Raw genomic sequence first — 24,705 nt, forward strand, 5'->3', positions numbered from 1 at the left:
ATTAATTACAGTATTATATTATGATTAATTTTATGAGGAAGTTAACCTTTAAAGCTAACACGATATTTTTTAGTGCTTAAAATTTTAAACTTATATCGAGTGCATTTACAGAATGGGTGAGGGCTCCAAGTGATATTATATCCACGCCAGTTGCTGCAACGTTTTTTATATTTTCTTCTGTAACATTTCCTGAAGCCTCTAAAATAAATTTACCGTGAGCAAGCTTTACTGCTTCCTTCATAGTTTTAATATCCATATTATCAAGCATGATTACATCAACTTTAGTTTTCATTGCTTCTCTTAGCTGATCTAAATTTTCAACTTCAACTTCAATTTTAGTTGTAAAACCAACTTTGTCATTTATTCTTTTAACAGCTTCAGTTATAGAACCAACTGCCTGTATATGATTGTCCTTAATCATTACAAAATCGGATAAATTCAATCTGTGGTTGTAACCTCCTCCAACTTTTACAGAATACTTATCTAACATTCTAAAACCAGGAAGAGTTTTTCGAGTGTCAGCTATTTTAACATCGTAATCCTTAACTAAGTTTACAATTTTATTGGTTTTAGTTGCAATTCCAGACATCCTTTGAAGTATATTTAAGGCAACTCTTTCTGCCTTTAATATTGATTTGGATGATCCTTCTACTTCTGCAATAATGTCACCCTCTTTTACACTTAGACCATCATTTATAAGTATTTTAAAGTTAACACTCTTATCTAAGAATTCAAAAACCCTTTTTGCAACATCAATTCCAGCAATTACACCACATTCTTTTGCAACAAATTTCCCTTTTGAAATTTCATCACCAGAAAATAAGGTGTCTGTGGTTATATCACCATAATTGATATCTTCTATAAGTGCATTTTCAATTAATTTATCTACTATTAAATAATTCAATCAAGATCACCTCAAAACTAATTTTTCTTTAGAGTAGTCTTCAATGTAATTGCTTCCAAGCGAAGAGTGAGATTCTAAAACAGCATCAATAACACTTTTGGCAGCTTCATACATATTATAAACTTCTACTCCTTCTAAGTCTCTAAAATTCATATTTTCAAGTTTACATAGAACTTCATTCACAGCTTTTGATGCAAATTTAACATTATCAATTGTTCTAACTATACCAACATTGTTTTCCATAATTGTTTTTAAATCATTTTTTAACTTTGAAAAATTAAAACTTTTTTCTTCAACTTCGAAATTAATATTCTCATTAGCATGTTCATATATATCTTTAATTCTATATTTAATATCATTGGCAATTCGTTTTCCAAAGACAACAGCTTCCACTAAGGAGTTACTTGCAAGTCTATTTGCTCCATGAACTCCAGTACAAGAACATTCTCCAACAGCATATAGATTTTCCATACTTGTTCTTCCAAACAAGTCAACTTTAATTCCACCCATAAAATAATGCTGGGCTGGAGTTACAGGTATATAATCTTTGTAAATTTCTATATTGTTATTTTCACATTCTGTATAAATTTTATTAAATCTATTTTTTAAAAAATTTTTATCGTACATGGTTGCATCCAAATAAACATAATCTGAATCACTTTTTTCCATTTGATCACTAATAGCTCTAGCTACAATATCTCTAGGTGCGAGTTCCATTCTCTTATCGTACTCTTCCATAAATCTGCTGCCAGATTTATTTCTAAGTACAGCACCTTCTCCCCTTACTGCTTCAGATATGAGAAACATTTTTTCAAAGTTATGTTTTTTAGAATACAAGGCAGTAGGGTGAAACTGGATGTACTCCATATCAGCTAAATCTACATCTGCTCTTATTGCCATTGCAATTCCATCACCTGTAAGTACGTCTGCATTTGTAGTCTTTGAAAATAACTGACCTATTCCACCTGATGCAATAACGCAGCATTTTGATTTTAAATAGATAAGTTTATCGTTGTAAAATGCAGTTATTCCAGTATAAATATTTTTGCTGTCCACAATATCTAAAGCAAATATATTTGACATTATCTCTATATTTGGAGCAGCTTTAGCTTTTTTTATCAAACTTTCCATTATACCTTTTCCAGTAGAATCACCGTGTACATGCAAGATTCTAGGAATAGAATGATTTCCTTCAAATGATCTATAAAAGTTGCCATTTTCATCTTTGTCAAAATTGACTCCAAGATCTACAAGACTGTCTATAGCTTCATCGGATTCATTCACAAGTACGTTTACTGCATCAACGTCATTTACATAGCAGCCTGCATTCATAGTATCCTTTACATGCAGCTCTCTTTTATCATCATCTATGCTTGCAGCAATTCCTCCTTGAGCAAGATATGAGTCACAATCGTATATGTCTTTTTTACTTAAAACAGCTATTTTTAAACTCTTAGGAAGCATCAAAGCTGTGTAGATGCCGCCTATTCCTGCTCCAATTATAACTACGTCAAAATTTTTGGTGCCACAGGAATTATTGTAATTTACTAGATATCTTCTTTTCATTTTATACCACCAACTATCCTTAATTTATTCAATTTTAAGCATTTTTTCAAGAGAACTAAGCGCCTTTAATCTAATTTCATCAGGAACAAATATTTCATGTTCCATATTTAAAAGGGAATTATGAACTTCTTTAAGTGTAGTCATTTTCATGTTTTGACATATGAGTTTTGAACTTAATAAATAAAATTTCTTTTCAGGGTTATCATTCTCCATTTTGTGCAGTACTCCCATTTCAGTACCTATGATAAATTCACTGTTTTGAGAATTCTTTGCATAGTCAATTATCTGCGAAGTACTTCCTACAAAGTCAGCATTATCTCTTATTACTTTTGGAACTTCAGGATGTACCAGTATTTCAGCTTCAGGATGATCATTTTTTACTTTTTTAACATCTTCCATGGTTATTCTGGCATGAGTTATACAGTGACCACTTGTCCATGGTATGATTTCTTTGTCTGTAACCTTTTCAGCCGCGAAACTTGCAAGATTTTCGTCTGGCACAAATAATATCTTATTTTTATCTATACTTTCTATAACTTTAACTGCATTAGAAGAAGTACAGCATATATCACTTATAGCTTTAACTTCAGTTGAAGAGTTTATATAACATACTACAGCTGCATCAGGGTGCTTTTCCTTTTCCATCATTAGCTGTTCTTCATCTATACAATCTGCTAAAGGACATCCTGCATATTTTGAAGGCAGTAGAACCCTTTTGTTTGGGGAAAGTATCTTTGCACTTTCTGCCATAAATTTAACACCGCAAAATACAATAACTTCATTATCCATTTTTGCAGCAGCACGGCTAAGTGCAAAAGAATCACCTACGATGTCTGCTATATCTTGAACTTCTGGTAGTTGATAATTATGTGCTAATATACAAGCGTTTTTCTCTTTCTTTAACCTATTTATTTCATTTACCAAAATGTTATTATCCATAAGTACACCCCTAAAATTTATATAATTTAATGTATATACACAAGTATATACTAATTTTTGCGCCTTAACAATATTAAAATTGCATATATACAATTCGCATTATATATGCTTGTGTATGCAGATTAAGAACTTGTATTTATTATTCCAAACTTTTTAAATTTTAATTATGATTTTTAAGTTTATTATTTATGAAAAACTTTATGCTAATATTTCAAAATGTATTGTTATATATGTCTATCTTTGCTAAAATGTAAGTGGTAGGAAGATATTTTCACTGTGGGACTTAAGATATCCCAGCGGGTTAAAATAATCCTATGAAGATAACAAATTATTTTATTTTTGTAGTTAATAATTAAATGATCGGAAGGGAGAATAAAATATGATTTATTCAGCAGAAGTTGAAAGAATGTGTTGTGTAGCTAAGGGACCAAATCATGGACCAGCTCCAATTCCAGAAGAAGGAAAATGGGTACAAGCTAAAGAAATAAAAGATATTTCAGGTTTAACTCATGGTGTAGGTTGGTGTGCTCCTCAACAAGGTGCTTGCAAACTTACTTTAAATGTTAAAGATGGTGTTATACAAGAGGCTCTAATTGAAACACTAGGATGTTCAGGAATGACTCATTCAGCAGCTATGGCATCAGAAATATTACCTGGAAAGACAATTCTTGAAGCATTAAACACAGACTTAGTATGTGATGCTATAAATACAGCTATGAGAGAATTATTCTTACAAATAGTATATGGAAGAACTCAAACTGCTTTCTCAGAAGGCGGACTTCCAATAGGTGCAGGACTTGAAGACTTAGGAAAAGGACTTAGAAGCCAAATCGGTACTATGTATGGAACAAAAGCTAAGGGAACAAGATACCTTGAAATGACAGAAGGATATGTTACTAAAATTGCTTTAGACGAAAACGATGAAGTTATAGGATATAAGTTTGTAAGCCTTGGTAAAATGATGGAAATGATTAAAAAGGGTATGGATGCTAACGAAGCTGTGGAAAAAGCTTCAGGTCAATATGGTAGATTTGATGAAGCTTGCAAAGTTATAGATCCAAGACAAGAATAGTACATAAGGAGGATAAGAAAATGGCATTATTTGAAAGTTATGAAAGAAGAATAGATCAAATTATACCAGTACTTAAGAAGTATGGTATGAATTCCGTAGAAGAAGCTAAGGCTGTTTGTGATGAAAAAGGAGTAGATGCCTACAACATAGTTAAATCAACACAGCCAATATGTTTTGAAAATGCTTGCTGGGCTTACACTGTAGGTGCTGCAATAGCTATAAAAAAAGGATGTAAAAAAGCTGCTGATGCTGCTGAAGCAATTGGAGAAGGACTGCAATCATTCTGTATCCCTGGTTCAGTTGCAGATGACAGAAAAGTTGGACTTGGACACGGAAATCTTGCAGCAATGTTACTTAGGGAAGAAACTAAATGTTTTGCTTTCTTAGCAGGACATGAATCCTTTGCAGCAGCAGAAGGTGCTATAAAAATAGCAGGAGCTGCTAACAAAGTAAGAAAGACTCCACTTAAAGTTATATTAAATGGTCTTGGAAAAGATGCTGCTTACATAATTTCAAGAATAAATGGTTTTACTTATGTTCAAACAAAATTTGACTACTATACTGGAAAATTAACTATAGTTAAAGAAATAGCTTATTCAAAAGGTGACAGAGCAAAAGTTAAATGCTATGGTGCTGATGATGTTAGAGAAGGTGTTGCAATAATGCACCATGAGGGCGTTGATGTATCAATAACTGGTAACTCAACTAACCCAACAAGATTCCAGCATCCAGTTGCAGGAACATATAAAAAAGAATGTATTCAAATGGGTAAGAAATACTTCTCAGTTGCATCAGGCGGTGGTACTGGAAGAACTCTTCATCCAGACAATATGGGAGCAGGCCCAGCTTCTTATGGTATGACAGATACTATGGGAAGAATGCATTCAGATGCTCAATTTGCAGGTTCTTCATCAGTTCCAGCTCATGTTGAAATGATGGGACTTATCGGAATGGGCAACAACCCAATGGTTGGAGCTTCCGTTGCAGTAGCTGTTGCAGTTGAAGAAGCTATGAATAAATAATTTGCATTATAAACTTAATTAAAAATGAGAGGCACGTTTAATTAAACATGTCTCTTTTTTATATGCAATTATTTTGTGATATTGTGTTAAACTGGTGCTTCTGATTGAAAAATCTATGGAAATCTCTTAATATATAAAAATAGTATACAAGTTTATAATAACATGTCCAATAAAGCAAATGTAGAATTCTGGCTTACGGACAAGGCAGATCATATACAATCATATCTATTTTATAAAACTAGATATGAAAATAAAGTTATTAAATTTTTGAGTCAAAATTAGTTTATAGTAGTTGCTGCAATTGAAAAGTTATTAGTAAATTACATTAGAATGTAAAAGATGGACAATAGTTAAGCATGCCCATCTTTGTAGATATATTTGAATTACATCAGAGCTCTTTCTATATTATTTTTTATATTAAGTACAATTTCTTCAATAATATCTTTGATTTGAAGATTTCTTGTGCCTGGTATATAAATACCATGTTTTTGTAGTGGAAGTATATATTTAGTACAATCCATACTAAATATTGACGTGGAAATCATAGATGTAATTTCTCCATTTATACCACCATTACAGATTATTCCAATCGGGCCTATTATACTATCAATTTTATTTTTTTTACAAAAATCACAGATCGCTATTTCTCCACTTATGCCAACATTAGCACCTGATTTTACCATGTTTGAAGTAGCGAATGTATTTGTACCGAGTGCTATGATATAAATATCCTGGTTTATTTCTTTACGGATTTTCTTTATAATAGTTTGTCCAAGGCCTGCTCCTTGTGCGTCTACTACAGCAATTTTCATTGTAATGCCCCCAAAAGTAAAATTTATAATGAAATGTATCTATTTATATTTACAAGCATTATTATATAATAAAATAGAAGTAGATTCTATTTTTGATCTAAGCAAAGTTGAAGTTGATTCGAAAGTTAATGTTTACAAATTAGAAATTGTGTAGTACTATTAACTTGTGTGCTACGAGAGTATACATTTGTATAAAAAATTTATTAATTTTGATTAATAACCACGAAGGTTGATTACTATAAACAGTTATCAATTTTTGTGGCTTTATTTTTTGGAATTTTAAGGGGGATTAAAATGCACATTCCAGATAATTATTTAAGTCCATCAACCTGTGCTTTTATGGGTGCTGTAATGCTTCCAGTTTGGAGCATGTCTATTAAAAAAGTAAAAGAGAATATAACTAAAAAGAAAATGCCACTTCTTGGCATAGGAGGAGCATTTTCATTCTTAATTATGATGTTTAATGTACCAGTACCAGGAGGTACGACTGCTCATGCAGTAGGAGGTACTTTGGTAGCAATTTTTCTAGGCCCAGAGGCTGCGTGTATTTCAGTATCTATTGCTCTTTTGATTCAGGCTCTGTTATTTGGAGACGGAGGTATTTTAGCATATGGGGCAAATTGCTTTAATATGGCATTTATATTGCCACTTGTTGGATACTATATTTATAATTTTGCTAAATCAAGGCTAAAGTTTGCCAAAGGAGAATATTTATCTGCCTTTTTAGGTTCATATATTGGAATTAATGCAGCAGCACTTTGTGCATCTATAATGTTCGGTATTCAACCTTTATTATTTAAAGATGCAGCAGGAATGCCAATGTATTCTCCATATTCGCTTTCAGTATCAATACCTGCTATGCTAATACCACATATGACTGTGGCAGGAGTTTTAGAAGGATTAGTAACAGCCGGGGTATTTGCATATGTTAAAAAAGCATCACCAGATATGATTTATCAAGGGAATAATGGTGAATCCAAACCAATTTATGGAGTGATTATTGCAATGATAATTCTAACACCACTTGGTCTTTTAGCAAAGGCAACAGCATGGGGTGAATGGGGTGCAGATGAAATAAAGGATATTGTAGGTTTTGTGCCATCAGGAATTAAGAATGGATTTAATTTTAATGCATTTATGCAGGATTATGGAGTAAAGGGTATACCAGAAACGGCTGGTTATGTCTTATCGGCTGTGGCAGGAGTGGCTATATTGATTATTATTTTTAAATTAATTAGTAGTTTGAAGAAGAAAAATATTAACATTTAATATTAGTTAATTATTGGAGGAGTTTATATGCCAGAATGGCTTTCTAAAAAAGATAACTATATTCCTCTAAAAGATAGGGATGCTTTTATTGACAAGAGCATTTTATCTTTTTTAGAGGTCATATCGAAATTAATTTTAAAATCAGAAGGGAAAAGAAATATTATTGAAATTAATGCCGTTGTAAAGATTATATCAACTTTAATGCTTGTTATATTATTATCTACATCAAGGAGTTTATTGTTTATAATAACAGTAAACATACTGTTATTATTGATAGTCAGTTTACTTAGTTCCGATGAAATAATAAGTATATTGAGTGCAAGTTTTATTATGTCAATCTTTACATTTGTAATATTGATACCTTCAATTGTAAATGGAAATATTGGCAATAGTATTTTGATTATTCTTAAAGTATTAGCAACGATAACGTCAGTAAGTGTTTTATCACATATTACTAAATGGAACGACATTACAAGTGCACTAAAAATATTTTTTATACCAGATCTTTTTATTTTGGTATTGGATATTACTATTAAATATATTGTAGTTCTTGGTAAATTCTCTTTGAATATGATGTATGCCCTTAAATTAAGATCAATTGGTAAAAATAAAAATAAATATTATCATCTGTCAGGTATAATGGGCACTATGTTTATTAAATCAAAAGAAATGTCTGAGGAAATGTATAATGCTATGGAATGCAGGGGGTTTACAGGTGAATATAAAGCATATAAGAAATTTAAATTCAACTTTAAAGATTATATAGTTATTCTTGCAGATGTAGTAATAGTTAATATGTACATTTTCTTTAGATAGGTTGATTTATGGAGGCTCAGTATCTATTATGGCAGGAACAGGAATTAAAAATTCCTGTTCTCATTTTTCAACTGCAGTTATTTCATGATTTCTATTTGTAACTTCCATATTGTAAAATTTCTTGTTTTTGGAAGTTCCATTCTAAAGCAGCAGCAATTTTGCACAGCTGCAGTTGCATTTTTTATTGAAAGTTCACTTATATACCCTCCAACTTTTTTATTTATTTTTGCTTATAAGATGGAAGTGATGTCCTGGAACATTAAGCCCTTCAACAAATGATGGACAAGTAAATCCAACTACATACCCATCTATATATTTGTATTTAAAAGTAGGTTGATTTTTAACAGCCTCAGCCATAGGTTTATATATTGAAATTCGATAAGCACTGAAGTAATTTTGGTGTAAGATAAAATATCTTTTAATCTAATTTTAATCTCGTAAGTACATAATATAAATAGATACAGCAGCGAGTATAAAAATAACAGATATCAATGTTTATAGAGATGGAACTTACTCATAAAGGATATAAAGTTGATACAGCATATGAAGGTAGAGGAGCTTTAAATAAAGTAAGGGAAACAAGTTATAATTTGATACTTCTTGATATCATGATTCCAAATTTAAATGGGATTGAAGTTTGCAGGAGAATAAGACAATTTTCTAATGTACCTATTATAATGTTAACAGCCAAAAGCGATATACCAGATAAGGTTTTAGGGTTGGATGTAGGAGCCAATGACTATTTAACTAAACCTTTTGTAATAGAAGAATTATTGGCAAGAATAAGGGTATATGAAAGAAGTAATATTTTAGATACTGATAGTGATGTACTCAAGGTTAAAGACATTGTTATGGATAATAAAACACATGAGGTACTAAGAGATGGTAAGAAAATTGAACTAACTAAGAAAGAATATGATCTTTTTAAAATGCTTCTAATTAATAAAAATGTTGTGCTTACAAGAGAAAAGTTGATTGAAGAAGTATGGGGTTATGATTATGTGGGAGATACTAATGTAGTTGATGTATTTATAAGATATTTGAGAAGTAAAATTGATGGTGGCTTTGATGATAAATTCATGACTACCGTAAGAGGTGTAGGATATGTTATTAAAGAAAATTGATGATATTTTTAAGGTTATTAAAAGTGCAAAAATTTCTGTAAAGTTAACTGCATTATATGCTGTCATGTTTTCATTAGTACTGCTGCTTTTGAATGCATCAATTTTATTTGGAGTAAAATATTATATTTATAATTAAGCAAATAGACAAATTGATGATATGCAAATTTATTGGATAGGTGGGGAAAAGATGATAGGGATGCCTTAGAGAAATCAATTTATGCTATTAAGTTAGAATCTTACAATATGGCTAATTTAATTGAGAAGTTACTCTTTCTTGCAAGGGGTGATAGAGGTACTCAACTGATAGAAAAAAGAATTTTGGATTAATGAATTGATTGGTGAAGTAGTTGAAGAAACTAGGCTTATAGAAAAGGATCATGAGATATCCAATAAGGAAAATGATGTTGTAAAAATTTTGGCAGATTACAAGATGGTAAAACAAATGATAAGAATATTTATTGAGAACAGTATTAAGTTTACTCCAAAGGGTGGAACAATAGATATAAGCTCAAAGGTGCAGGAAAATGCTGTGAAGATAACTGTTAGTGATACAGGTATTGGAATACCTAAAGATGAAATTGAAAAGATATTCAATAGGTTTTATATTGTGGATAAATCTAGATCTAAGGAAAAAGGTGGGTCTGGATTAGGATTGTCTATAGCTAAATGGATTGCAAGTGTACATGGAGGAACTATAGACGTAGATAGTGAAGAAGGTAAGTGGACAAAAGTAACCGTAACATTAAACTTAAATACGTAAATAATATCTTTAACATTAAAAGGTGAAGGAGAAAGTTTCTTTCATCTTTTTTTAATTATCCAATTTTAAAATATAGAACATTTTTTAAGATGAATATAAGTTCTTTTTAATATAATTTTAATCTTGAATAGTCATAATGTAATACATAATAAAAATCGGTACAGTAATTTATATGTAAATAGTGGTGTTTATTATCAAAATATATTATAAAGGAGATAGTTAAAAATGAATATGGAGATTTTTAGGCTTATAAATAATTTAGCAAATAAAAATATGGTTTTAGATAAGATAATGATTTTCTTTTCAAAAGATATGCCTTATATATTTATGGCAGTTATTGCAATAATATTTATTTTAGAAATTGTAAAAAGAAATTCTAATTATAGAAAAGTTGTTTTTAGTACCTTTGTTATTACAGTAATAAATTTAATATTAAGTTTTATCATTGGCAGTATATACTATGTGGACAGACCTTTTGTTCATAATAAAGTAAATTTATTAACACCCCATGTGGCAGATGCATCTTTTCCAAGTGATCATGCAATAGGAACTATGAGTATAGCTTTAGGGCTTGCAAAATATAATAAGTTAGTTAGTATGATTTTAACTATAATGTCTATAGTTGTAGGCTTTTCACGAATATATGTTGGACATCACTATCCTATGGATGTTGTAGGGGCATATTTAATGGTTTTTGCAACAAGCTATATTTATAACTTAAAATTAAGAAGTAAGGTTGAAAATTTATATGAAATGGCTGAAAAAAAGGCGACAATAAAATTAGGCTTCAAGTCATTATATAATGAAATTTAAATATACTTAAATAAGTTAACTTAATATAGAAAATAATAAGTTAGAATACTAAGCTTAAGATATGTTGATTAAAATATATAATCTTGTTATAAAAATTCTCAATGACAGTTTAAAGATATTTCATTCTCTTGGAAAAATAAAGGCTGCCATAGCAGAAACAGCAGTTTTATTTTTGATGTTTTTAGCTTACACTATAATAAAGTACAGTAAGAAAACTTGGATCAAACCATTAGCTATAGATATTTATTTATGTCTTTGCTTTCTTATTGGATTAAGCATGGTTTATTTAAATTTGCAGTATCCAAGTGATGTTGCAGCTGGATATGAATTTGGAGTGGTTTATCTTAGTTTAAGTATTATTTTATTAGAGGTTTATAAAGTTTTACCTGATGCAATAATAGGTTAAGTAAATTTTGCTGGCATTTGACAGCAATCTATATATATCATATAATTTAAATAGCATATGCCAATAATAATATGGAGGTTAGATAGTATGAAAATAGCATTACCTAGTAATGGAAACGTGGTTAATCAACATTTTGGAATGAGTAAGAGTTTTGAAATTGTAACAGTAGAAGATAAAAAGGTTACTAATGTAGAAGAAATATCTTCTGAAGAATTTCAACATCAGCATGAAGGTTTAGCAAACTTGCTTTCAAAGCATGGAGTAGAGGTAGTTATAGTAGGAGGCATAGGTCAAGGAGCAATTAATGGTTTAAAGATGAATGGTCTTCAAGTAATAAGAGGAGCATCAGGGGAGTACATGAAGGTTGTTGAAGAATACATTAATGGAACATTAGAAGATAAAAATATAGTCTGCAATCATCATGGAGAGCACCATAATCATTAAAAAATAGAGGACAGAGGGAGAACGTACCTAGATTTGTGTAAATCAAATCTAGGTACGTTCTCTAAGTTAGCAATGTTTCGCTTTAGCGAAACGAGTTATCAAAAGTTTAATTAAAGATTTTTCGTAAGCTTAGCGGAGAAAAATCCTCCTTCACCGTCCTCTGTCCTATGTCTTGGAAAAATTTACACCCCTGGGGTAGAGATTCCTTGTTTATGTTTGTTAAAAATAGAGTACAGCTGTTCTATAGGAAGAAACGCCATAATAACAATACATATTCCGCCTTCTACTGCCATAAAAGGTCCATTAATCGTAAGTGAATATAAATATGTAGACATTCCTTTAGGAGCAAAGCTTCCGAAAAATACCACACCGGAAATGAAGTGGCATATAAACCGAGCAAATACAGCGACAATAGTTCCTAGTATCTTTCTATCTCTAAAATAGCCTGCAAGTCCAAGAGCCATAAAAGGCAGTGGATAATCAAATAATACTTGTACAGGATGGAGAATGTAAGGACCAAGTATTAATGATATTATTCCGTATAAGAAGCCAGTTAAGAACCCAACTTCAGGACCATAAAAGAATGCCATAACTAAAATTGGTACCATACTTCCTAAAGTTACACTTCCGCCTTGTGGAAAGTGATAAATTCTGAAGATTTTAAGTACAGTTGCAAGCGCAAGAGCTACTCCAATTTGAACAACCATGGAAGTGGTGAATTTTATCTTTTTTACCTTAATTGCAGCCAAAATTAAAATAATTACAGCAAGCAGTGCAAACAAAGATACTGGATGTTTTAAAATTTCAATTAAGTTTTGAGGAATAGATAAAAAAACTTTTAAATCTTTTAAAATAACGGACATAAAAAAAACCCCCTTAAATTAGTGCTCAGGAAGTCTAGGTTTAACACAAAAAACCGACTCCAGATATTCGGAATACGGTTTTAATTGTATATAAATCACTTTTCCTACGCTGGTATTATCCAGATCAGGTATAAGGGTTTATGAAGAATAATAAACTTCACTTCTCAGCCTAATGCACCCCTAGCACTTTTATAAAATTTTATTTAATTATACCACTAAGTCTATTAAATTTAAAGCCTGCTTGCTGCTTTAAGTTTGAGGCTGGCGGTAAAATGAAAAGGGGCAGGAGTATAATTTAAATGTCTTTAGCCCAAATATTAATACTTTCAAACTCACCGCATATATTACAATCATTCACTAGCTTACCTCTAAAGTTAAAGCCGTGTTTACTCAATACAATATTTATACTTGGATTTATCGCCCTAGACAAACTATATAAGCTAATGAATCCTTCCTTTTTAAGATCTAATTCTAAAAGGTAAATTATATTTGACAATATGCCTTTATCTCTATAGTGAGGGTAAGTAGCACAGTCAGCTATTTCTGCATTTAAATTTTCGTAATCTAAATATGCAGAAGCTGCACCAATTATTTTACCATTATAAGTGGCAACTTTATATAAAACATTTTTGTTCATATTTTGAATTAAATAATCCTTATCATATATTTGAGAAGGATACGCAAAAAATGCGCTAGAAAATAAGTCTATTAATTCATCTATATCGCTTTCTTTTGCATTCCTTATCTGGTACTTGAAATTATTACTAAACTTAAAACTATTTTTTACATTTAAACTTTTCATTAAAAATAACTTTTCCATATTATCATTTTTACAAGCTTTTCGTTTACCTATTATAAAGTACGACATGCATAAAGCATCCTCGCCTCTAAAATAGGAATCTATTTTACCTTCTAAAATAAATCCTGCATCAGAAAAAGTTTGAAAATATGCGGTATCGCAGTTACATACAACTTTGCTTAAATGCTGTCTTGATGCATAGCGTATTATTCTTTTTATAGTTTGTACCGATATCTTATGGAAATTAACTATTTTTACACGGTTATTAATATAATCAATATATATTTTACTTTTATCTATTTTAGCATAGTAATTATTATTTAATTTACATTTAGCAGCATTCACGATTTATTCTCCCCTTAAAAATTAATAATATATAAATCTAATAATTAGATAAAAAATAAGCTGCAGAGAAGCAACTGCAGCTTATTAAATGCTATTTATATACATGATAAAAAATACAGTATATATAATAACAAAGTATACTAAAACTTCTCTTCAACGCTTACGAGATTAGCTGACGGATTTGGGTCGAAGAAAATAACCCTACTTATCATATTTTGATAAGATTCACCCCAAAGTTGGTTCTCCCGTTCGAAATGATTCAGCGCTACCGCTATTTATTATTTTACATATAAGCATATCATTATAATGTATGCATGTCAATATATTATGATTCAATGACTCAATATATTATATTCAATTGATGATTCAATGATTCAATTAAATAATAATTTTTCATACATTTTTTAAAATTAGAGATAATATCTATGAAAGGAGGAGTTGTTATGGAAGAAGATAGAGTTAAGGATAGTTCTATGGAATCTCCAATTGAAAAACATGATACTGCAGCATGGGCAAATATTCACAAGTCAAAACCAGTTTCAAATGTACCCGTGCCAAGTGAATTCGATGTTAAAAATGCCAAGGAATATGTAGATTCTAATGAAAAATGATGCTAATAATAAAAAGTCTAACCAATTGGTTAGACTTTTTATTATTAGCAATGTTGAAGAGATGATAATTTTTTGTAAATATTGTATCTTTCGCGAGCATTATTTTCAGATTCCTGAAATGCTTTTTCAACCCTTTCAGGGAAGACTTTCTTTAATGAAGAATAACGGATTTCACCATTGATAAAGTCAATATATGGTTTTGTAGGTTCTTTTGAGTCTAATATAAATGGGTTTTTACCATCTTGTTTTAGCATAGGATTATACCTAAATAAGTGCCAGTAACCAGATTCAACGGCTTTTTTCTCCTCAGCCATACTCGTTCCCATTCCAGTTTTAATACCATGACTTATACAAGGTGCGTAAGCTATGATTAAGGAAGGACCTTTATAAGCTTCTGCTTCTGTAATTGCTTTAATGGCCTGGTTCATATTTGCACCCATGGCTATTTGAGTTACATAAACATTTCCATAGGTCATAGCCATCAATCCTAAGTCTTTCTTCCTTGTTTTTTTACCACTTGCAGCAAGTTTTGCAACTGCTCCAGTAGGAGTTGACTTTGATGATTGACCGCCTGTATTTGAATAAACTTCCGTATCCAAAACAAATATATTTACATCATCACCTAGTGCAAGAACATGATCTAATCCACCATATCCTATATCATATGCCCATCCATCGCCGCCAATTAGCCAGTGGGATTTTTTAATTAAATAATCTTTTTTCATGAGAATTTCATTTAAAATATTATTTTGTTTAAGATCTTCATTATTTATTAGTTTTAATATCTTTGCAGAAGCTTTTTTTGAAATATCTGCATCATTAAATCCACCAAGCCATTCTTTAAAAGCTTCTTTGAGTTCAGAATTTATATTCATTGTCACAGCTTGATTCATCAAATCAGCTAATCGTTCTCTCATTTGGTTTACAGCAAGGAACATTCCATATCCATATTCAGCATTATCTTCAAATAATGAATTACCCCAAGAAGGTCCTTTGCCAAAATTATTTGTAGTGTAAGCTATTGAAGGTGCACTTGCTCCCCAAATAGATGAACAGCCTGTTGCGTTTGCTATCATCATTCTGTCTCCGTAAAGCTGAGTCAAGAGTTTGACATAAGGAGTTTCACCGCAGCCAGGACAAGCACCGTTAAATTCCAATAGAGGTTTTGCAAATTGACTTCCCTTTACTGTGTGCAAATCCATTAATCCTTCTTTAGAAGTAATTTTTAAGGCATATTCAAAGTTGCCAGATTGTTCATCTATTTGTTCCTGGGCAGGTTTCATTATAAGGGCCTTACCTGGAGCAGGGCAGATATCTGCACAGTTTCCACATCCAGTACAATCAAGTGGACTTATTTGAATACGATATTGTAAGTTCTCAAGACCTTTGCCAACAGCCTTCTTAGTTAAAAATTCTTTAGGAGCTTTTTGTAGTTCTTCATTATTTACCAAGCATGCTCTTATTACACCATGAGGACAAACATATGAACATTGGTTGCATTGTATACACTTGTCAATTTGCCATTCAGGTACACGAACTGCAATTCCGCGTTTTTCATAAGCTGATATGCCAACTGGGTAAGTACCATCTTCCATTCCCTTAAAGGCACTAACTGGAAGTTCATCTCCTTCATGTCTTGCCATGGGTCTTTCAATTTTACTAACGAAGTCAGGAACTTCTTTTTTAGGAATATCTTGGCCTTTAGCATCTTTCCATGATTCTGGTACAGTAACTTTATGGGCAGCATTTACACCAGCATCTATTGCTGCCTTATTTGCGTCAACTATATTCTTACCTTTTTTACCGTAAGTGTATTCTACAGAGTCTTTTAAATATTGCACTGCTTGATCTGCAGGAATTATATTTGCTAGTTTAAAGAATACAGCTTGCATTACCATGTTTATTCTAGAACCCAACCCAACTTTCTGTGATATTGAAATTGCATCAACTATATAAAATTGAATATTATTTTGGGCAATATATCTCCTCATTGAAGCAGGCAGGTTTTCATCCAATTCACTTTCTTGCCATGGACAGTTTAAAACAAATGTTCCATTTTTCTTTAAACCTTTTAATACATCTATATTGTAAATAAAAGATTTGTTGTGGCAAGCGGTATAATCTGATTCATAAACCAAGTAAGGTGATTTTATTGGTTTATCTCCAAATCTTAAGTGGGAAACTGTACTTCCGCCGGACTTTTTACTATCATATGAAAAATAAGCTTGACAATATAAGTTTGTTTTATCACCTATGATTTTAACTGCTGTTTTATTTGCACCAACAGTACCATCTGAACCCAAACCATAAAATTTACACCTTATAGTTCCTTGAGGTGATGTATCTATTACCTCGTCTTCTGGTAGAGATGTATTTGTAACATCATCAACTATTCCAATTGTGAATCTATTTTTTGGATTAGGATTTTCAAGATTTTTAAATACAGCTAGGATTTGAGAAGGTGTTGTATCCTTTGAACCCAATCCATATCTTCCACCAACTATTACAGGTTTATCTGGATTATTATAGAATAAATTTACTATATCTAAGTAAAGGGGTTCTCCTGTGGAACCAGGTTCTTTTGTTCTATCCAAGACAGCAATTTTTTTAACCGTTTTAGGTAAATATTTAAAGAAATAATCAGAAGAAAATGGTCTGTACAAGTGCACTTTTATAAGACCTACTTTTTTATTATTTTGTCTTAAATAATCTACAGTTTCTTCTATAGTGTCACAAACTGATCCCATAGCCACAACTACATATTCAGCATTTGGATCTCCATAGTAATCAAATGGATGATATACTCTCCCAGTGATTTTTTCTATTTCCCTCATATAGTTTTCAACGATGTCAGGAACAGCATCGAAAAACTTATTTGAAGATTCTCTTTGTTGAAAATAAATATCAGGATTTTGGGCAGTTCCTCTAACAGAAGGATGTTCTGGATTTAAAGATTTATTTCTAAACTTTTGTATTGCATTGTAGTCTACTAATTTTGCAATATCAGCATAGTCAATTACTTCAATCTTTTGATATTCATGTGATGTTCTAAAACCATCAAAAAAGTGTAAAAATGGTATACTGGATTTAATTGCTGAAAGATGAGCAATATTTGTCATATCCATGACTTCTTGAACATTAGATGATGCTAAAAGTGCAAATCCAGTTTGCCTTGTTGCCATAACGTCTTGATGGTCGCCAAAAATTGATAATGCATGAGTTGCAAGTGCACGGGCAGTTACGTGAAATACACCAGGTAGAAGTTCACCTGCTATTTTATACATATTAGGTATCATTAGAAGCAGTCCTTGTGAAGCAGTGTATGTAGTTGTTAGTGCACCAGCAGCTAACGATCCGTGGACAGCACCAGCAGCACCAGCTTCTGACTGCATTTCAACAAGTTTAACTGGCTGACCGAATATATTTTTTCTACCATGAGCAGACATGTCATCTACAAATTCAGCCATCGGAGTAGATGGTGTTATAGGATAAATAGCAGCAACATCTGTGAAGGCATAGGAAGCTTCAGCAGCAGCTTGGTTTCCATCCATGGTTTTTAACTTTTTTGACATACTATGTTTCCTCCTCTATAAATAATTTTTAACATATTTAGTATTTACAAAGTACGTCAATTGAATTCATTAATTTAGATAAAATTCTAAATTTTAATTATATAATTACGCTGTTGGGCAAGGGGCAAGCTATTGTATAGCTATGCCGCTTACGCTAAATTTAGGTTTCATGAATGGAAGTTTGAGGAGGATAGATATATGAACATTTTCACTTAAAATTAAACTATTTAATATATAAACTTTAATTCCTTGATATTCATATTCATCATAATCTTCATAGTATTCTCTATTAAAATATTTTAAAATCTCAACCTTGAGATTTGTGACTTTTTTCGTCTCACCATTTCAACAACCTATAGAGTTAGAAATAGTTTTAATTAAAAAGCAGCCTCGAACTTTTTTAGCATATTTAAGAGCTTTTTCTTGAATAGTTATCATATAAACATCTCCAGATAGTATTTAGATATTAAAAAAATTATCTATACTATATAAATTATATTAGTACAGGCTTAAAATCAACTACTTAATTATGACTTAATACAAAATTATTGTTATAATCTTTATGTTGATTAGTTAAAGTAGTAAATAATCAGATAGGATATATATTTTGTATTTTGTATAAAGGAGATGTTATATATGGAATATGAAGGCATTGTATACAGACCGCCAAGTGAAGCGTATAGTTTGATAATTCAAGTTACAATAGGGTGTTCACATAATAAATGCAGTTTTTGCAGCATGTATAAAAATAAAAAATTTAGAATAAAAAGCTTAGAAGAGATATATGAAGATTTAAATGAGGCAAGACAAGCATATAATTACGTAGAAAAGATATTTTTAGCTGATGGTGATGCGCTTGTACTTCAAACAGAAAAATTAAAAAGTATACTATTAAAGATAAGAGAACTATTTCCAGAGTGTAGAAAAGTTTCTGCTTATGCTGCACCAAAAGATGTTTTGAGAAAATCTATAAATGAACTTAAGGAACTTAAAGAATCTGGAATAAAAATGCTGTATATGGGAATAGAAAGTGGAAGTGATTACATATTAGAAAAAATAAATAAAGGAGTAACTGCTTCTCAAATCATAGAGGCAGGACGAAAAGTTAAACAAAGCGGTATAAGACTTTCGGTTACTTTGATTTCTGGAATAGGTGGAAAAGATAAATGGAAGGAAAATGCCCATGAATCTGCAAAAGTCATAAGTGAAATTGATCCAGATTATGTTGGACTTTTAACTCTTATGGTTGAAAGAGGGACTCAAATGTATGAGGATATAAATTCAGAAAGTTTCAAACCTTTAACACCTGAGGAAGTTATGTTTGAGACACGTTAACTTGTTAAAAATATACAAGTCAGTAGTTGTATTTTTAGAAGCAATCATGCTTCAAATTATGTATCGTTAGGGGGAACATTATCACGGGATAAAGACATTATAATTGAAAAAATCGATGCTGTACTTAAAGGTGAGCACGGCTATAAACCTGAAGAATTTAGAGCATTGTAGCAGAAAATTAAACTACCTATATGGGGTTCCTAGTTCCAAACTTAGTTTACACTCCGGGATATGCTGCCAAACTTCAGCACGATAAATACTTTTAATCATTCTAAGGCTCAGTATTTTGAAAATCTAATAAACATTGATAAACTCGTGCCTCAAACAATATCAATATTTATAGATTTTCTAAAATATTTCGCCAAGAATGATAAAAAAGTATTTATATGTGCTTTCATTTTGGCAACATACCCCTGCGTGCAAACTAAGTTTTAAGCTAAAAGGAATGTATAGTTATTTTAATTTACAAATCAACTTACACGCAGGGATATATATACAGCCTGAAGACACATTAAAAACTTTTATTACAAGTTTTAGCGAAGTATTTTAGAAAATTCTAGAGGCCCAAATACTGTTTGAGCTTGCGAGTTTATTTGAGCCTCTTGAATTTTCAAAATAAGAGCTTTAAACTTGTTAAAAGTTTTTACAGTGTCAAAGGCTGTATATATTTCCCGGAGTGTAAGTTAAGCTGCAAACTAGAAATCCTATAAGCTAAACAATTTTTAAAGCTCCCATTGGACATAGTTTGACACATTTGCCGCATTGTAGACATTGTTCATGATTTACAACAGGTGCATTGAAATTGTATTGAGTTAGAGCATTTGCAGGACACATTTCTACTGCAGGACATTTATGGTTTTGTGGACAATTATTTTTTATAACAACTATTTTCATTATCAACGTCTCCTCTTGATTAATTTGTATATAATACTAAAGTTTATATGTTACATTTCAGTATATGTTTAACTTGATTTTTTGTTAAGTAAAATTAAAAACAAAGAGAACCTAAATAAAGCAGGTCCCCTTTGTTTTAATCTTATTTTTGTAATTTCATTAAGGTACTAATTTTTTAACATATAAGTCATTTTCATTTCTTAAATCAAGAAATCCATTGTTATCAAGCAGCAGCGGTTTTGTTAAATCAGTTATATTAACTTGAATTACTTTGTATGATTTGTTGTTACTTAAAATTACATTTTCACCTATATAATAATTTATTATGTGACTTAGAAATACATTACAGTATTTACAGTCTAGTTTACCAAGCCCTTCATCTTGAATGAATTTTAATGCTTCAAATGGACCATTGGCCTTTTTAAAATATCTATCTGAGCTAATATTATCAAATAAATCCGCAATAGCTATTATTTTTGCAAATTTATGAATTTTATCTTCCTTAATTCCAAAAGGATAACCTAAACCATCCATTTTTTCATGATGCATTAATACACCACAAGTTACAGAAAAGTTTAGGTATGGAATTCGTTTTACAAAGTTGTATCCCAGCACCACATGGGATTTATAAGTTTCATATTCTTTTTGCGTAAGATTTGGAAACTTATTTAGTAAATTTTTGCTTAATTGCATTTTCCCAAAGTCATGGAATATTGCAGAATACGTTAATAAATTCAATTCTTTTTCACTAAAGTTCAACCATTTACCAAGTATATAGCTTATAGCTGCTGTATTTATACTGTGTCTATAGATAGGATCACCCTTGCTGCCATAAAAAATTATATTTCTAATAACTATTCCTGTGGATTTTAATTCGTTTTGCAGCTTCTTTGAAAATACTCTTATAGGATCTATTTCTGGAACTTTTAGATTTGAAATATCATTAAAAATATCTTTAAGATTTGAAGAAAATTCATTAAATGTATTTTCAAGTTCATGTATTGTTTTAATTTTTAAATTTGAAGGTTCTTCATAAGATTTCACTTTAGAATTATCATGAAATTCTGTTGTATCTTCTATATAAACATCTACTTTATTAATAATATAATTTTTCTTTAACTTTTCTATAGCTTGTTCTGTAATAGCTACATTTTTTGCAACTAATAATTTACCTTCAAATGTAATGTCGCTTGCTGATATCATTCCCGGTTTTAGTTTGCTAATTAGTAATGAACTTTTTTTAAATGACATATTATTTCACCCCGTATACATTAATAACCTAGTAACATATAACATTTATGTATATATAATCGTGATATTTTTGAATTTCTAAATACCTTATTGAGATTCAAGAGGATATTTATAATGTAGATAAAAGACAATACTTTGGTATAATAGTATCTGTAGTAATAAAGGTAAAAAGCAATGCTTTTAGCTAAATGTGTAAAATTGCAGGTGTTTTTTGATTGAATATTACAACTAGATTGAAAGGAGGAATTTATGTTGTCTTTACTAGAATTTGAAAATGTATCTTATTTTAATGATGGAAAATCTATATTAAAAGATATATCATTTAAAATTGATCAAGGTGATTTTGTTTCTATAGTAGGTCATTCTGGAAGTGGTAAGAGCACATTTTTAAAATTGTGTTCATACCTTATAAGTCCTACAGGAGGAAATATAAAATATAAAAATAAATGCTGCTTGGAATATAATCCAATAGAATGGAGAAAAAATATAGCTTATTGTTTTCAAACTCCACATCTTTTTGGGGATACTGTTATAGATAACTTGAAATTTCCATACACCATAAGAAATACTAAATTTAATCTAAATAGGGTAAAGAAACTTTTTTCAAGTTTTAAATTAGATGAGTCCTATTTGGATAAAGAAGTTAAAAACCTTTCAGGAGGAGAAAAACAGAGAATAGCACTTATAAGAACACTGCTATTTGAACCAGAAGTACTTTTATTAGATGAAGTTACATCAGCTCTAGATGTAGATAATACATCAATTGTTGAAGGTGTAATTCAGTCTTTAAATGAAAAAGGTATTACAATTTTATGGGTAACTCATAACCCGAAACAAAGTAAAAAATATGCAAATAAATTATTGACAATAGAAGATGGCAGGATAAAATCACTGGAGGTGTTAAAATGAATGGTTCAGCTGAAATGAATATTTCATCACTTCTTATATCATCAGTACTTGTTTTGATTTCACTTGGCTTTTCGTATTTCCAAAAGCTAAAACTTGAAAAAGAAACAATTATTGGTGCAATAAGAGCTGTAGTTCAATTAACTATTGTTGGATATCTTTTAAATTACATATTCGGATTAAAAAACCCGCTGTTTACTACATTTTTACTATTATTTATGATTTTTAATGCCTCATATAATTCTGCAAAGAGAAGTATAAAATTAAAAAGTGGTTTATGGATATCATTTGTTTCAATATCAATTGGAACTATTATTACTTTGGCTGTACTCTTATTTTCTAAGGCAATTAAGTATGAACCATATCAAATAATACCTATAGGAGGAATGATAATAAGTAATTCAATGGTAGCAATAGGATTATGCTTTAATCAAATGAGCTTGAATTTTAAAAATAAGAAAGAAGAAGTTGAGACTAAACTAGCGCTTGGTGCAGATATTTTACCAGCATCAATAAATATAATAAGGGACTCTATTAAAACTGGAATGCTTCCTACTGTAGATTCAACAAAAACACTTGGAATTGTATCATTACCTGGAATGATGACAGGACTTATTTTAGCAGGAACGTCACCTATAAATGCTGTTAGATATCAGATAATGGTTACATTTATGATGCTTTCAACTACATCTATAGCATCATTTATAGCATGCTATTTGTACTATACCAACTTCTTCAATGATAAAAAACAATTGATATAACATTATTCTACCCCAGGGGTCATAAATACCCCTGGGGTAGTTTCCACTTAACTGCAAGCTTTGCAGTTTTTTCTTATGGATGTTTTAATTTTTCTAAACTCCATTTTAAGACCATCGTATATTAAAAGATATCCAGTGAGTAGTTTCCCTATTCCAATGATATATTTTATAGCTTCAGTTGCTTGAATAGTACCTATAACCCCTGGGGTAGTTCCCACTATTCCAACTTCTTTTGAAGTTGGAACAGCACCTTTTGAAGGTGGATTTAAAAATATGCATCTATAGCAGGGTCCTTTATTAGGAACATAAGTCATAGTTTGACCATTAAATCTTATGACACCGCCATAAGAAAAAGGTTTTTTTAGATTAACACAAGCATCATTTATGAGAAATTTTGATTCAAAGTTGTCCGTGCAGTCTAAAATGAAATCATAATCTACGTCATTTATTACGTCATTTATATTGTTAAAGTCAAGGCGTTCATTGTAAGTTATTATATTCATATCTGGATTCAAATTTGAAAGAGTTTCTTTTGCAGATAAAACTTTTAATGTTCCAATATTTTTTGTCATGTGAACTATTTGCCTTTGGAGATTTGATAGATCTACTTTATCAAAATCAACAAGTCCAAGTGTTCCAATACCAGCAGCAGTAAGGTATTCTGAAGCTGGAGAACCAAGTCCTCCAGTTCCAATAACCAATACTTTGGAATTTAAAAGCTTTTCTTGACCATTTTCTCCAATTTCTTTTAATACAAGGTGTCTTGCATATTTTTCACGCATCTTTTCTGTCAGCATTTGCATTCCTCCGTTTTAACTTCTTTAAAGTGTTTTTTTAAGTTGTTTGTTGTGATAAATGGATCGCTTGAAGTCATAATAAGAGACATAACTGCAGCACCACTAACTCCGGTTTTTAATACGCTGTCTATGTTATCTTCATTTATTCCACCTATAGCTATGACTGGTATTGTAACTTTACTTAATATATCTTCTAAAAATGAAATTCCCCTGCCTTTGAGTCCTTTTTTGCAGTTCGTTTCAAAAACATGACCTGCAAGAAGATAGCTGGCTCCTTTTTTATATGCATTTACGGCTTCTGTAGTACTGTGTACAGACACTCCAATAATGCCTTTAAACTTAATTCCACTATTCATATAATTTTCATAACTTGTCTGAAATCCTTCAGCATTTAATTTTAAAGCGGCATCGAGGTTACCATTTACTATAAGAGGTGTATTCCTGATTTCAGTAATCCTTCTAATTTCATTTCCTATTTGAATTATTTGATTACAATTAAGATCCTTTTCTCTGAGTATTATGGCATCAATACCACCTAAAACTGCCTCGTCTATTATATGAAATAATTTTTTTGGGGGGGCTAATTTTCTATTTGTGACCATGTACAATTTTTTACCCATACTA

25 protein-coding genes, 1 pseudogene and 2 riboswitches are annotated in these 24,705 nt (G+C 30.7%); of the genes and pseudogenes, 14 read left to right on the forward strand and 12 right to left on the reverse strand.

Features of this window, described 5'->3' with window-relative positions; translation table 11 throughout:
- Window positions 1-76: 76 nt before the first annotated feature.
- The 3 genes from nadC to nadA are packed head-to-tail and all read right to left on the reverse strand — an operon-like array spanning window position 77 to window position 3,409.
- Window positions 77-904, reverse strand: coding sequence for a carboxylating nicotinate-nucleotide diphosphorylase (gene nadC / locus EBB51_RS04730; protein ID WP_123053403.1), 828 nt, complete (start codon window positions 902-904; stop codon window positions 77-79).
- 6 nt (window positions 905-910) lie between these two features.
- The gene (locus tag EBB51_RS04735) at window positions 911-2,470 is read right to left on the reverse strand and encodes an L-aspartate oxidase (RefSeq protein WP_123053404.1); all 1,560 of its coding nucleotides are present in this window, start codon (window positions 2,468-2,470) and stop codon (window positions 911-913) included.
- Between the two features lie 24 nt (window positions 2,471-2,494).
- Window positions 2,495-3,409: a quinolinate synthase NadA gene (nadA, locus tag EBB51_RS04740; protein WP_123053405.1), complete on the reverse strand. Its 915-nt coding sequence runs from the start codon at window positions 3,407-3,409 to the stop codon at window positions 2,495-2,497.
- A gap of 379 nt (window positions 3,410-3,788) precedes the next feature.
- Between nadA and EBB51_RS04745 the strand changes: the two genes are divergently transcribed.
- Together EBB51_RS04745 and EBB51_RS04750 are read left to right on the forward strand one after the other, a co-directional pair.
- Window positions 3,789-4,481 (forward strand): hypothetical protein, encoded by a 693-nt coding sequence (locus EBB51_RS04745; protein WP_123053406.1) that lies wholly within the window; start codon window positions 3,789-3,791, stop codon window positions 4,479-4,481.
- A gap of 20 nt (window positions 4,482-4,501) precedes the next feature.
- Window positions 4,502-5,503 carry a GGGtGRT protein gene (locus EBB51_RS04750; protein ID WP_123053407.1) on the forward strand — a complete coding sequence of 334 codons (1,002 nt, stop codon included), beginning with the start codon at window positions 4,502-4,504 and terminating at the stop codon, window positions 5,501-5,503.
- A gap of 383 nt (window positions 5,504-5,886) precedes the next feature.
- Here EBB51_RS04750 and EBB51_RS04755 read toward each other — a convergent pair whose 3' ends face one another.
- Window positions 5,887-6,315, reverse strand: coding sequence for a DUF3842 family protein (locus EBB51_RS04755; RefSeq protein WP_123053408.1), 429 nt, complete (start codon window positions 6,313-6,315; stop codon window positions 5,887-5,889).
- Between the two features lie 294 nt (window positions 6,316-6,609).
- On the opposite strand from EBB51_RS04755, the gene cbiM reads away from it, so the two are divergent.
- Both cbiM and EBB51_RS04765 read left to right on the forward strand, forming a co-directional pair.
- Window positions 6,610-7,584, forward strand: a complete 975-nt coding sequence (gene cbiM, locus EBB51_RS04760) for a cobalt transporter CbiM (RefSeq protein WP_123053409.1) — start codon at window positions 6,610-6,612, stop codon at window positions 7,582-7,584.
- A gap of 27 nt (window positions 7,585-7,611) precedes the next feature.
- Window positions 7,612-8,400 carry an energy-coupling factor transporter transmembrane component T gene (locus EBB51_RS04765; protein WP_123053410.1) on the forward strand — a complete coding sequence of 263 codons (789 nt, stop codon included), beginning with the start codon at window positions 7,612-7,614 and terminating at the stop codon, window positions 8,398-8,400.
- A gap of 216 nt (window positions 8,401-8,616) precedes the next feature.
- Here the strand turns inward: EBB51_RS04765 and EBB51_RS13830 are convergent, their stop codons facing one another.
- Window positions 8,617-8,757 carry an acetolactate decarboxylase gene (locus tag EBB51_RS13830; protein WP_243103913.1) on the reverse strand — a complete coding sequence of 47 codons (141 nt, stop codon included), beginning with the start codon at window positions 8,755-8,757 and terminating at the stop codon, window positions 8,617-8,619.
- Between the two features lie 134 nt (window positions 8,758-8,891).
- Between EBB51_RS13830 and EBB51_RS04775 the strand changes: the two genes are divergently transcribed.
- The 6 genes from EBB51_RS04775 (at window position 8,892) to EBB51_RS04795 (ending at window position 11,947) form a co-directional block, all read left to right on the forward strand.
- A complete protein-coding gene (locus tag EBB51_RS04775; RefSeq protein WP_123053411.1) occupies window positions 8,892-9,524 on the forward strand; it encodes a response regulator transcription factor in 633 nt (210 codons plus the stop codon).
- On the forward strand, window positions 9,505-9,660 hold the full coding sequence (locus EBB51_RS13640; RefSeq protein ID WP_190285332.1) for a hypothetical protein: 156 nt from the start codon (window positions 9,505-9,507) through the stop codon (window positions 9,658-9,660). Before EBB51_RS04775 ends, EBB51_RS13640 begins: the two co-directional genes overlap by 20 nt.
- A 195-nt stretch (window positions 9,661-9,855) precedes the next feature.
- On the forward strand, window positions 9,856-10,284 hold the full coding sequence (locus tag EBB51_RS04780) for a sensor histidine kinase (RefSeq protein ID WP_279221821.1): 429 nt from the start codon (window positions 9,856-9,858) through the stop codon (window positions 10,282-10,284).
- 225 nt (window positions 10,285-10,509) lie between these two features.
- Complete coding sequence (locus EBB51_RS04785; RefSeq protein ID WP_123053412.1) at window positions 10,510-11,097, forward strand: undecaprenyl-diphosphatase; 588 nt, start codon at window positions 10,510-10,512, stop codon at window positions 11,095-11,097.
- Between the two features lie 61 nt (window positions 11,098-11,158).
- Window positions 11,159-11,503 carry a phosphatase PAP2 family protein gene (locus EBB51_RS13740; RefSeq protein WP_123053413.1) on the forward strand — a complete coding sequence of 115 codons (345 nt, stop codon included), beginning with the start codon at window positions 11,159-11,161 and terminating at the stop codon, window positions 11,501-11,503.
- Between the two features lie 87 nt (window positions 11,504-11,590).
- A complete protein-coding gene (locus tag EBB51_RS04795; RefSeq protein ID WP_123053414.1) occupies window positions 11,591-11,947 on the forward strand; it encodes a NifB/NifX family molybdenum-iron cluster-binding protein in 357 nt (118 codons plus the stop codon).
- Between the two features lie 182 nt (window positions 11,948-12,129).
- Here EBB51_RS04795 and thiT read toward each other — a convergent pair whose 3' ends face one another.
- Both thiT and ablB read right to left on the reverse strand, forming a co-directional pair.
- Entirely contained in the window at window positions 12,130-12,810 is a 681-nt protein-coding gene (gene thiT / locus EBB51_RS04800) for an energy-coupled thiamine transporter ThiT (protein ID WP_123053415.1), read from the reverse strand.
- Between the two features lie 83 nt (window positions 12,811-12,893).
- Window positions 12,894-13,002: riboswitch (TPP riboswitch) on the reverse strand.
- A gap of 103 nt (window positions 13,003-13,105) precedes the next feature.
- Entirely contained in the window at window positions 13,106-13,954 is an 849-nt protein-coding gene (ablB, locus tag EBB51_RS04805) for a putative beta-lysine N-acetyltransferase (RefSeq protein ID WP_123053416.1), read from the reverse strand.
- Window positions 13,955-14,096: 142 nt separating this feature from the next.
- Window positions 14,097-14,229: riboswitch (cyclic di-AMP (ydaO/yuaA leader) on the reverse strand.
- A gap of 168 nt (window positions 14,230-14,397) precedes the next feature.
- On the opposite strand from ablB, the gene EBB51_RS04810 reads away from it, so the two are divergent.
- Window positions 14,398-14,565 carry a DUF3787 domain-containing protein gene (locus EBB51_RS04810; protein ID WP_190285333.1) on the forward strand — a complete coding sequence of 56 codons (168 nt, stop codon included), beginning with the start codon at window positions 14,398-14,400 and terminating at the stop codon, window positions 14,563-14,565.
- Between the two features lie 44 nt (window positions 14,566-14,609).
- Here the strand turns inward: EBB51_RS04810 and nifJ are convergent, their stop codons facing one another.
- The gene (nifJ, locus tag EBB51_RS04815) at window positions 14,610-18,137 is read right to left on the reverse strand and encodes a pyruvate:ferredoxin (flavodoxin) oxidoreductase (protein WP_123053418.1); all 3,528 of its coding nucleotides are present in this window, start codon (window positions 18,135-18,137) and stop codon (window positions 14,610-14,612) included.
- A 636-nt stretch (window positions 18,138-18,773) separates the two neighbouring features.
- On the opposite strand from nifJ, the pseudogene EBB51_RS04820 reads away from it, so the two are divergent.
- Window positions 18,774-19,643, forward strand: a pseudogene (locus tag EBB51_RS04820) (radical SAM protein).
- A gap of 540 nt (window positions 19,644-20,183) precedes the next feature.
- On the opposite strand, the gene EBB51_RS04825 reads toward EBB51_RS04820, so the two are convergent.
- Both EBB51_RS04825 and EBB51_RS04830 read right to left on the reverse strand, forming a co-directional pair.
- Window positions 20,184-20,366 carry a 4Fe-4S binding protein gene (locus tag EBB51_RS04825; RefSeq protein WP_123053419.1) on the reverse strand — a complete coding sequence of 61 codons (183 nt, stop codon included), beginning with the start codon at window positions 20,364-20,366 and terminating at the stop codon, window positions 20,184-20,186.
- A 159-nt stretch (window positions 20,367-20,525) separates the two neighbouring features.
- Window positions 20,526-21,617, reverse strand: a complete 1,092-nt coding sequence (locus tag EBB51_RS04830) for an HD-GYP domain-containing protein (protein WP_123053420.1) — start codon at window positions 21,615-21,617, stop codon at window positions 20,526-20,528.
- 252 nt (window positions 21,618-21,869) lie between these two features.
- Between EBB51_RS04830 and EBB51_RS04835 the strand changes: the two genes are divergently transcribed.
- Both EBB51_RS04835 and fetB read left to right on the forward strand, forming a co-directional pair.
- Window positions 21,870-22,526, forward strand: a complete 657-nt coding sequence (locus tag EBB51_RS04835) for an ATP-binding cassette domain-containing protein (protein ID WP_123054981.1) — start codon at window positions 21,870-21,872, stop codon at window positions 22,524-22,526.
- Window positions 22,523-23,284 (forward strand): iron export ABC transporter permease subunit FetB, encoded by a 762-nt coding sequence (gene fetB, locus EBB51_RS04840; RefSeq protein ID WP_123053421.1) that lies wholly within the window; start codon window positions 22,523-22,525, stop codon window positions 23,282-23,284. The genes EBB51_RS04835 and fetB overlap by 4 nt, the downstream gene beginning before the upstream one ends.
- A 47-nt stretch (window positions 23,285-23,331) precedes the next feature.
- Here fetB and EBB51_RS04845 read toward each other — a convergent pair whose 3' ends face one another.
- Window positions 23,332-24,081, reverse strand: a complete 750-nt coding sequence (locus EBB51_RS04845; protein WP_123053422.1) for a HesA/MoeB/ThiF family protein — start codon at window positions 24,079-24,081, stop codon at window positions 23,332-23,334.
- Window positions 24,075-24,701 (reverse strand): thiamine phosphate synthase, encoded by a 627-nt coding sequence (locus tag EBB51_RS04850; protein ID WP_123053423.1) that lies wholly within the window; start codon window positions 24,699-24,701, stop codon window positions 24,075-24,077. Before EBB51_RS04850 ends, EBB51_RS04845 begins: the two co-directional genes overlap by 7 nt.
- Between the last annotated feature and the right edge of the window lie 4 nt (window positions 24,702-24,705).

It is taken from the genome of Clostridium sp. JN-1, assembly GCF_003718715.1.
In the GTDB taxonomy this organism is placed as follows: Bacteria; Bacillota; Clostridia; order Clostridiales; family Clostridiaceae; genus Clostridium_AV.

Coding starts and splice junctions, on each gene's coding strand:
- thiT (WP_123053415.1), bottom strand. CDS start 12,810: ATGTCCGTTATTTTAAAAGATTTAAAAGTTTTTTTATCTATTCCTCAA.
- EBB51_RS13830 (WP_243103913.1), bottom strand. CDS start 8,757: ATGGCTGAGGCTGTTAAAAATCAACCTACTTTTAAATACAAATATATA.
- EBB51_RS04810 (WP_190285333.1), top strand. CDS start 14,398: ATGGAAGAAGATAGAGTTAAGGATAGTTCTATGGAATCTCCAATTGAA.
- EBB51_RS04830 (WP_123053420.1), bottom strand. CDS start 21,617: ATGTCATTTAAAAAAAGTTCATTACTAATTAGCAAACTAAAACCGGGA.
- EBB51_RS04745 (WP_123053406.1), top strand. CDS start 3,789: ATGATTTATTCAGCAGAAGTTGAAAGAATGTGTTGTGTAGCTAAGGGA.
- EBB51_RS04765 (WP_123053410.1), top strand. CDS start 7,612: ATGCCAGAATGGCTTTCTAAAAAAGATAACTATATTCCTCTAAAAGAT.
- cbiM (WP_123053409.1), top strand. CDS start 6,610: ATGCACATTCCAGATAATTATTTAAGTCCATCAACCTGTGCTTTTATG.
- nadA (WP_123053405.1), bottom strand. CDS start 3,409: ATGGATAATAACATTTTGGTAAATGAAATAAATAGGTTAAAGAAAGAG.
- EBB51_RS04755 (WP_123053408.1), bottom strand. CDS start 6,315: ATGAAAATTGCTGTAGTAGACGCACAAGGAGCAGGCCTTGGACAAACT.
- EBB51_RS13640 (WP_190285332.1), top strand. CDS start 9,505: ATGTTATTAAAGAAAATTGATGATATTTTTAAGGTTATTAAAAGTGCA.
- EBB51_RS04795 (WP_123053414.1), top strand. CDS start 11,591: ATGAAAATAGCATTACCTAGTAATGGAAACGTGGTTAATCAACATTTT.
- EBB51_RS04845 (WP_123053422.1), bottom strand. CDS start 24,081: ATGCTGACAGAAAAGATGCGTGAAAAATATGCAAGACACCTTGTATTA.
- EBB51_RS04750 (WP_123053407.1), top strand. CDS start 4,502: ATGGCATTATTTGAAAGTTATGAAAGAAGAATAGATCAAATTATACCA.
- EBB51_RS04850 (WP_123053423.1), bottom strand. CDS start 24,701: ATGGGTAAAAAATTGTACATGGTCACAAATAGAAAATTAGCCCCCCCA.
- EBB51_RS04785 (WP_123053412.1), top strand. CDS start 10,510: ATGAATATGGAGATTTTTAGGCTTATAAATAATTTAGCAAATAAAAAT.
- EBB51_RS04775 (WP_123053411.1), top strand. CDS start 8,892: ATGTTTATAGAGATGGAACTTACTCATAAAGGATATAAAGTTGATACA.
- EBB51_RS13740 (WP_123053413.1), top strand. CDS start 11,159: ATGTTGATTAAAATATATAATCTTGTTATAAAAATTCTCAATGACAGT.
- EBB51_RS04825 (WP_123053419.1), bottom strand. CDS start 20,366: ATGAAAATAGTTGTTATAAAAAATAATTGTCCACAAAACCATAAATGT.
- fetB (WP_123053421.1), top strand. CDS start 22,523: ATGAATGGTTCAGCTGAAATGAATATTTCATCACTTCTTATATCATCA.
- nifJ (WP_123053418.1), bottom strand. CDS start 18,137: ATGTCAAAAAAGTTAAAAACCATGGATGGAAACCAAGCTGCTGCTGAA.
- EBB51_RS04735 (WP_123053404.1), bottom strand. CDS start 2,470: ATGAAAAGAAGATATCTAGTAAATTACAATAATTCCTGTGGCACCAAA.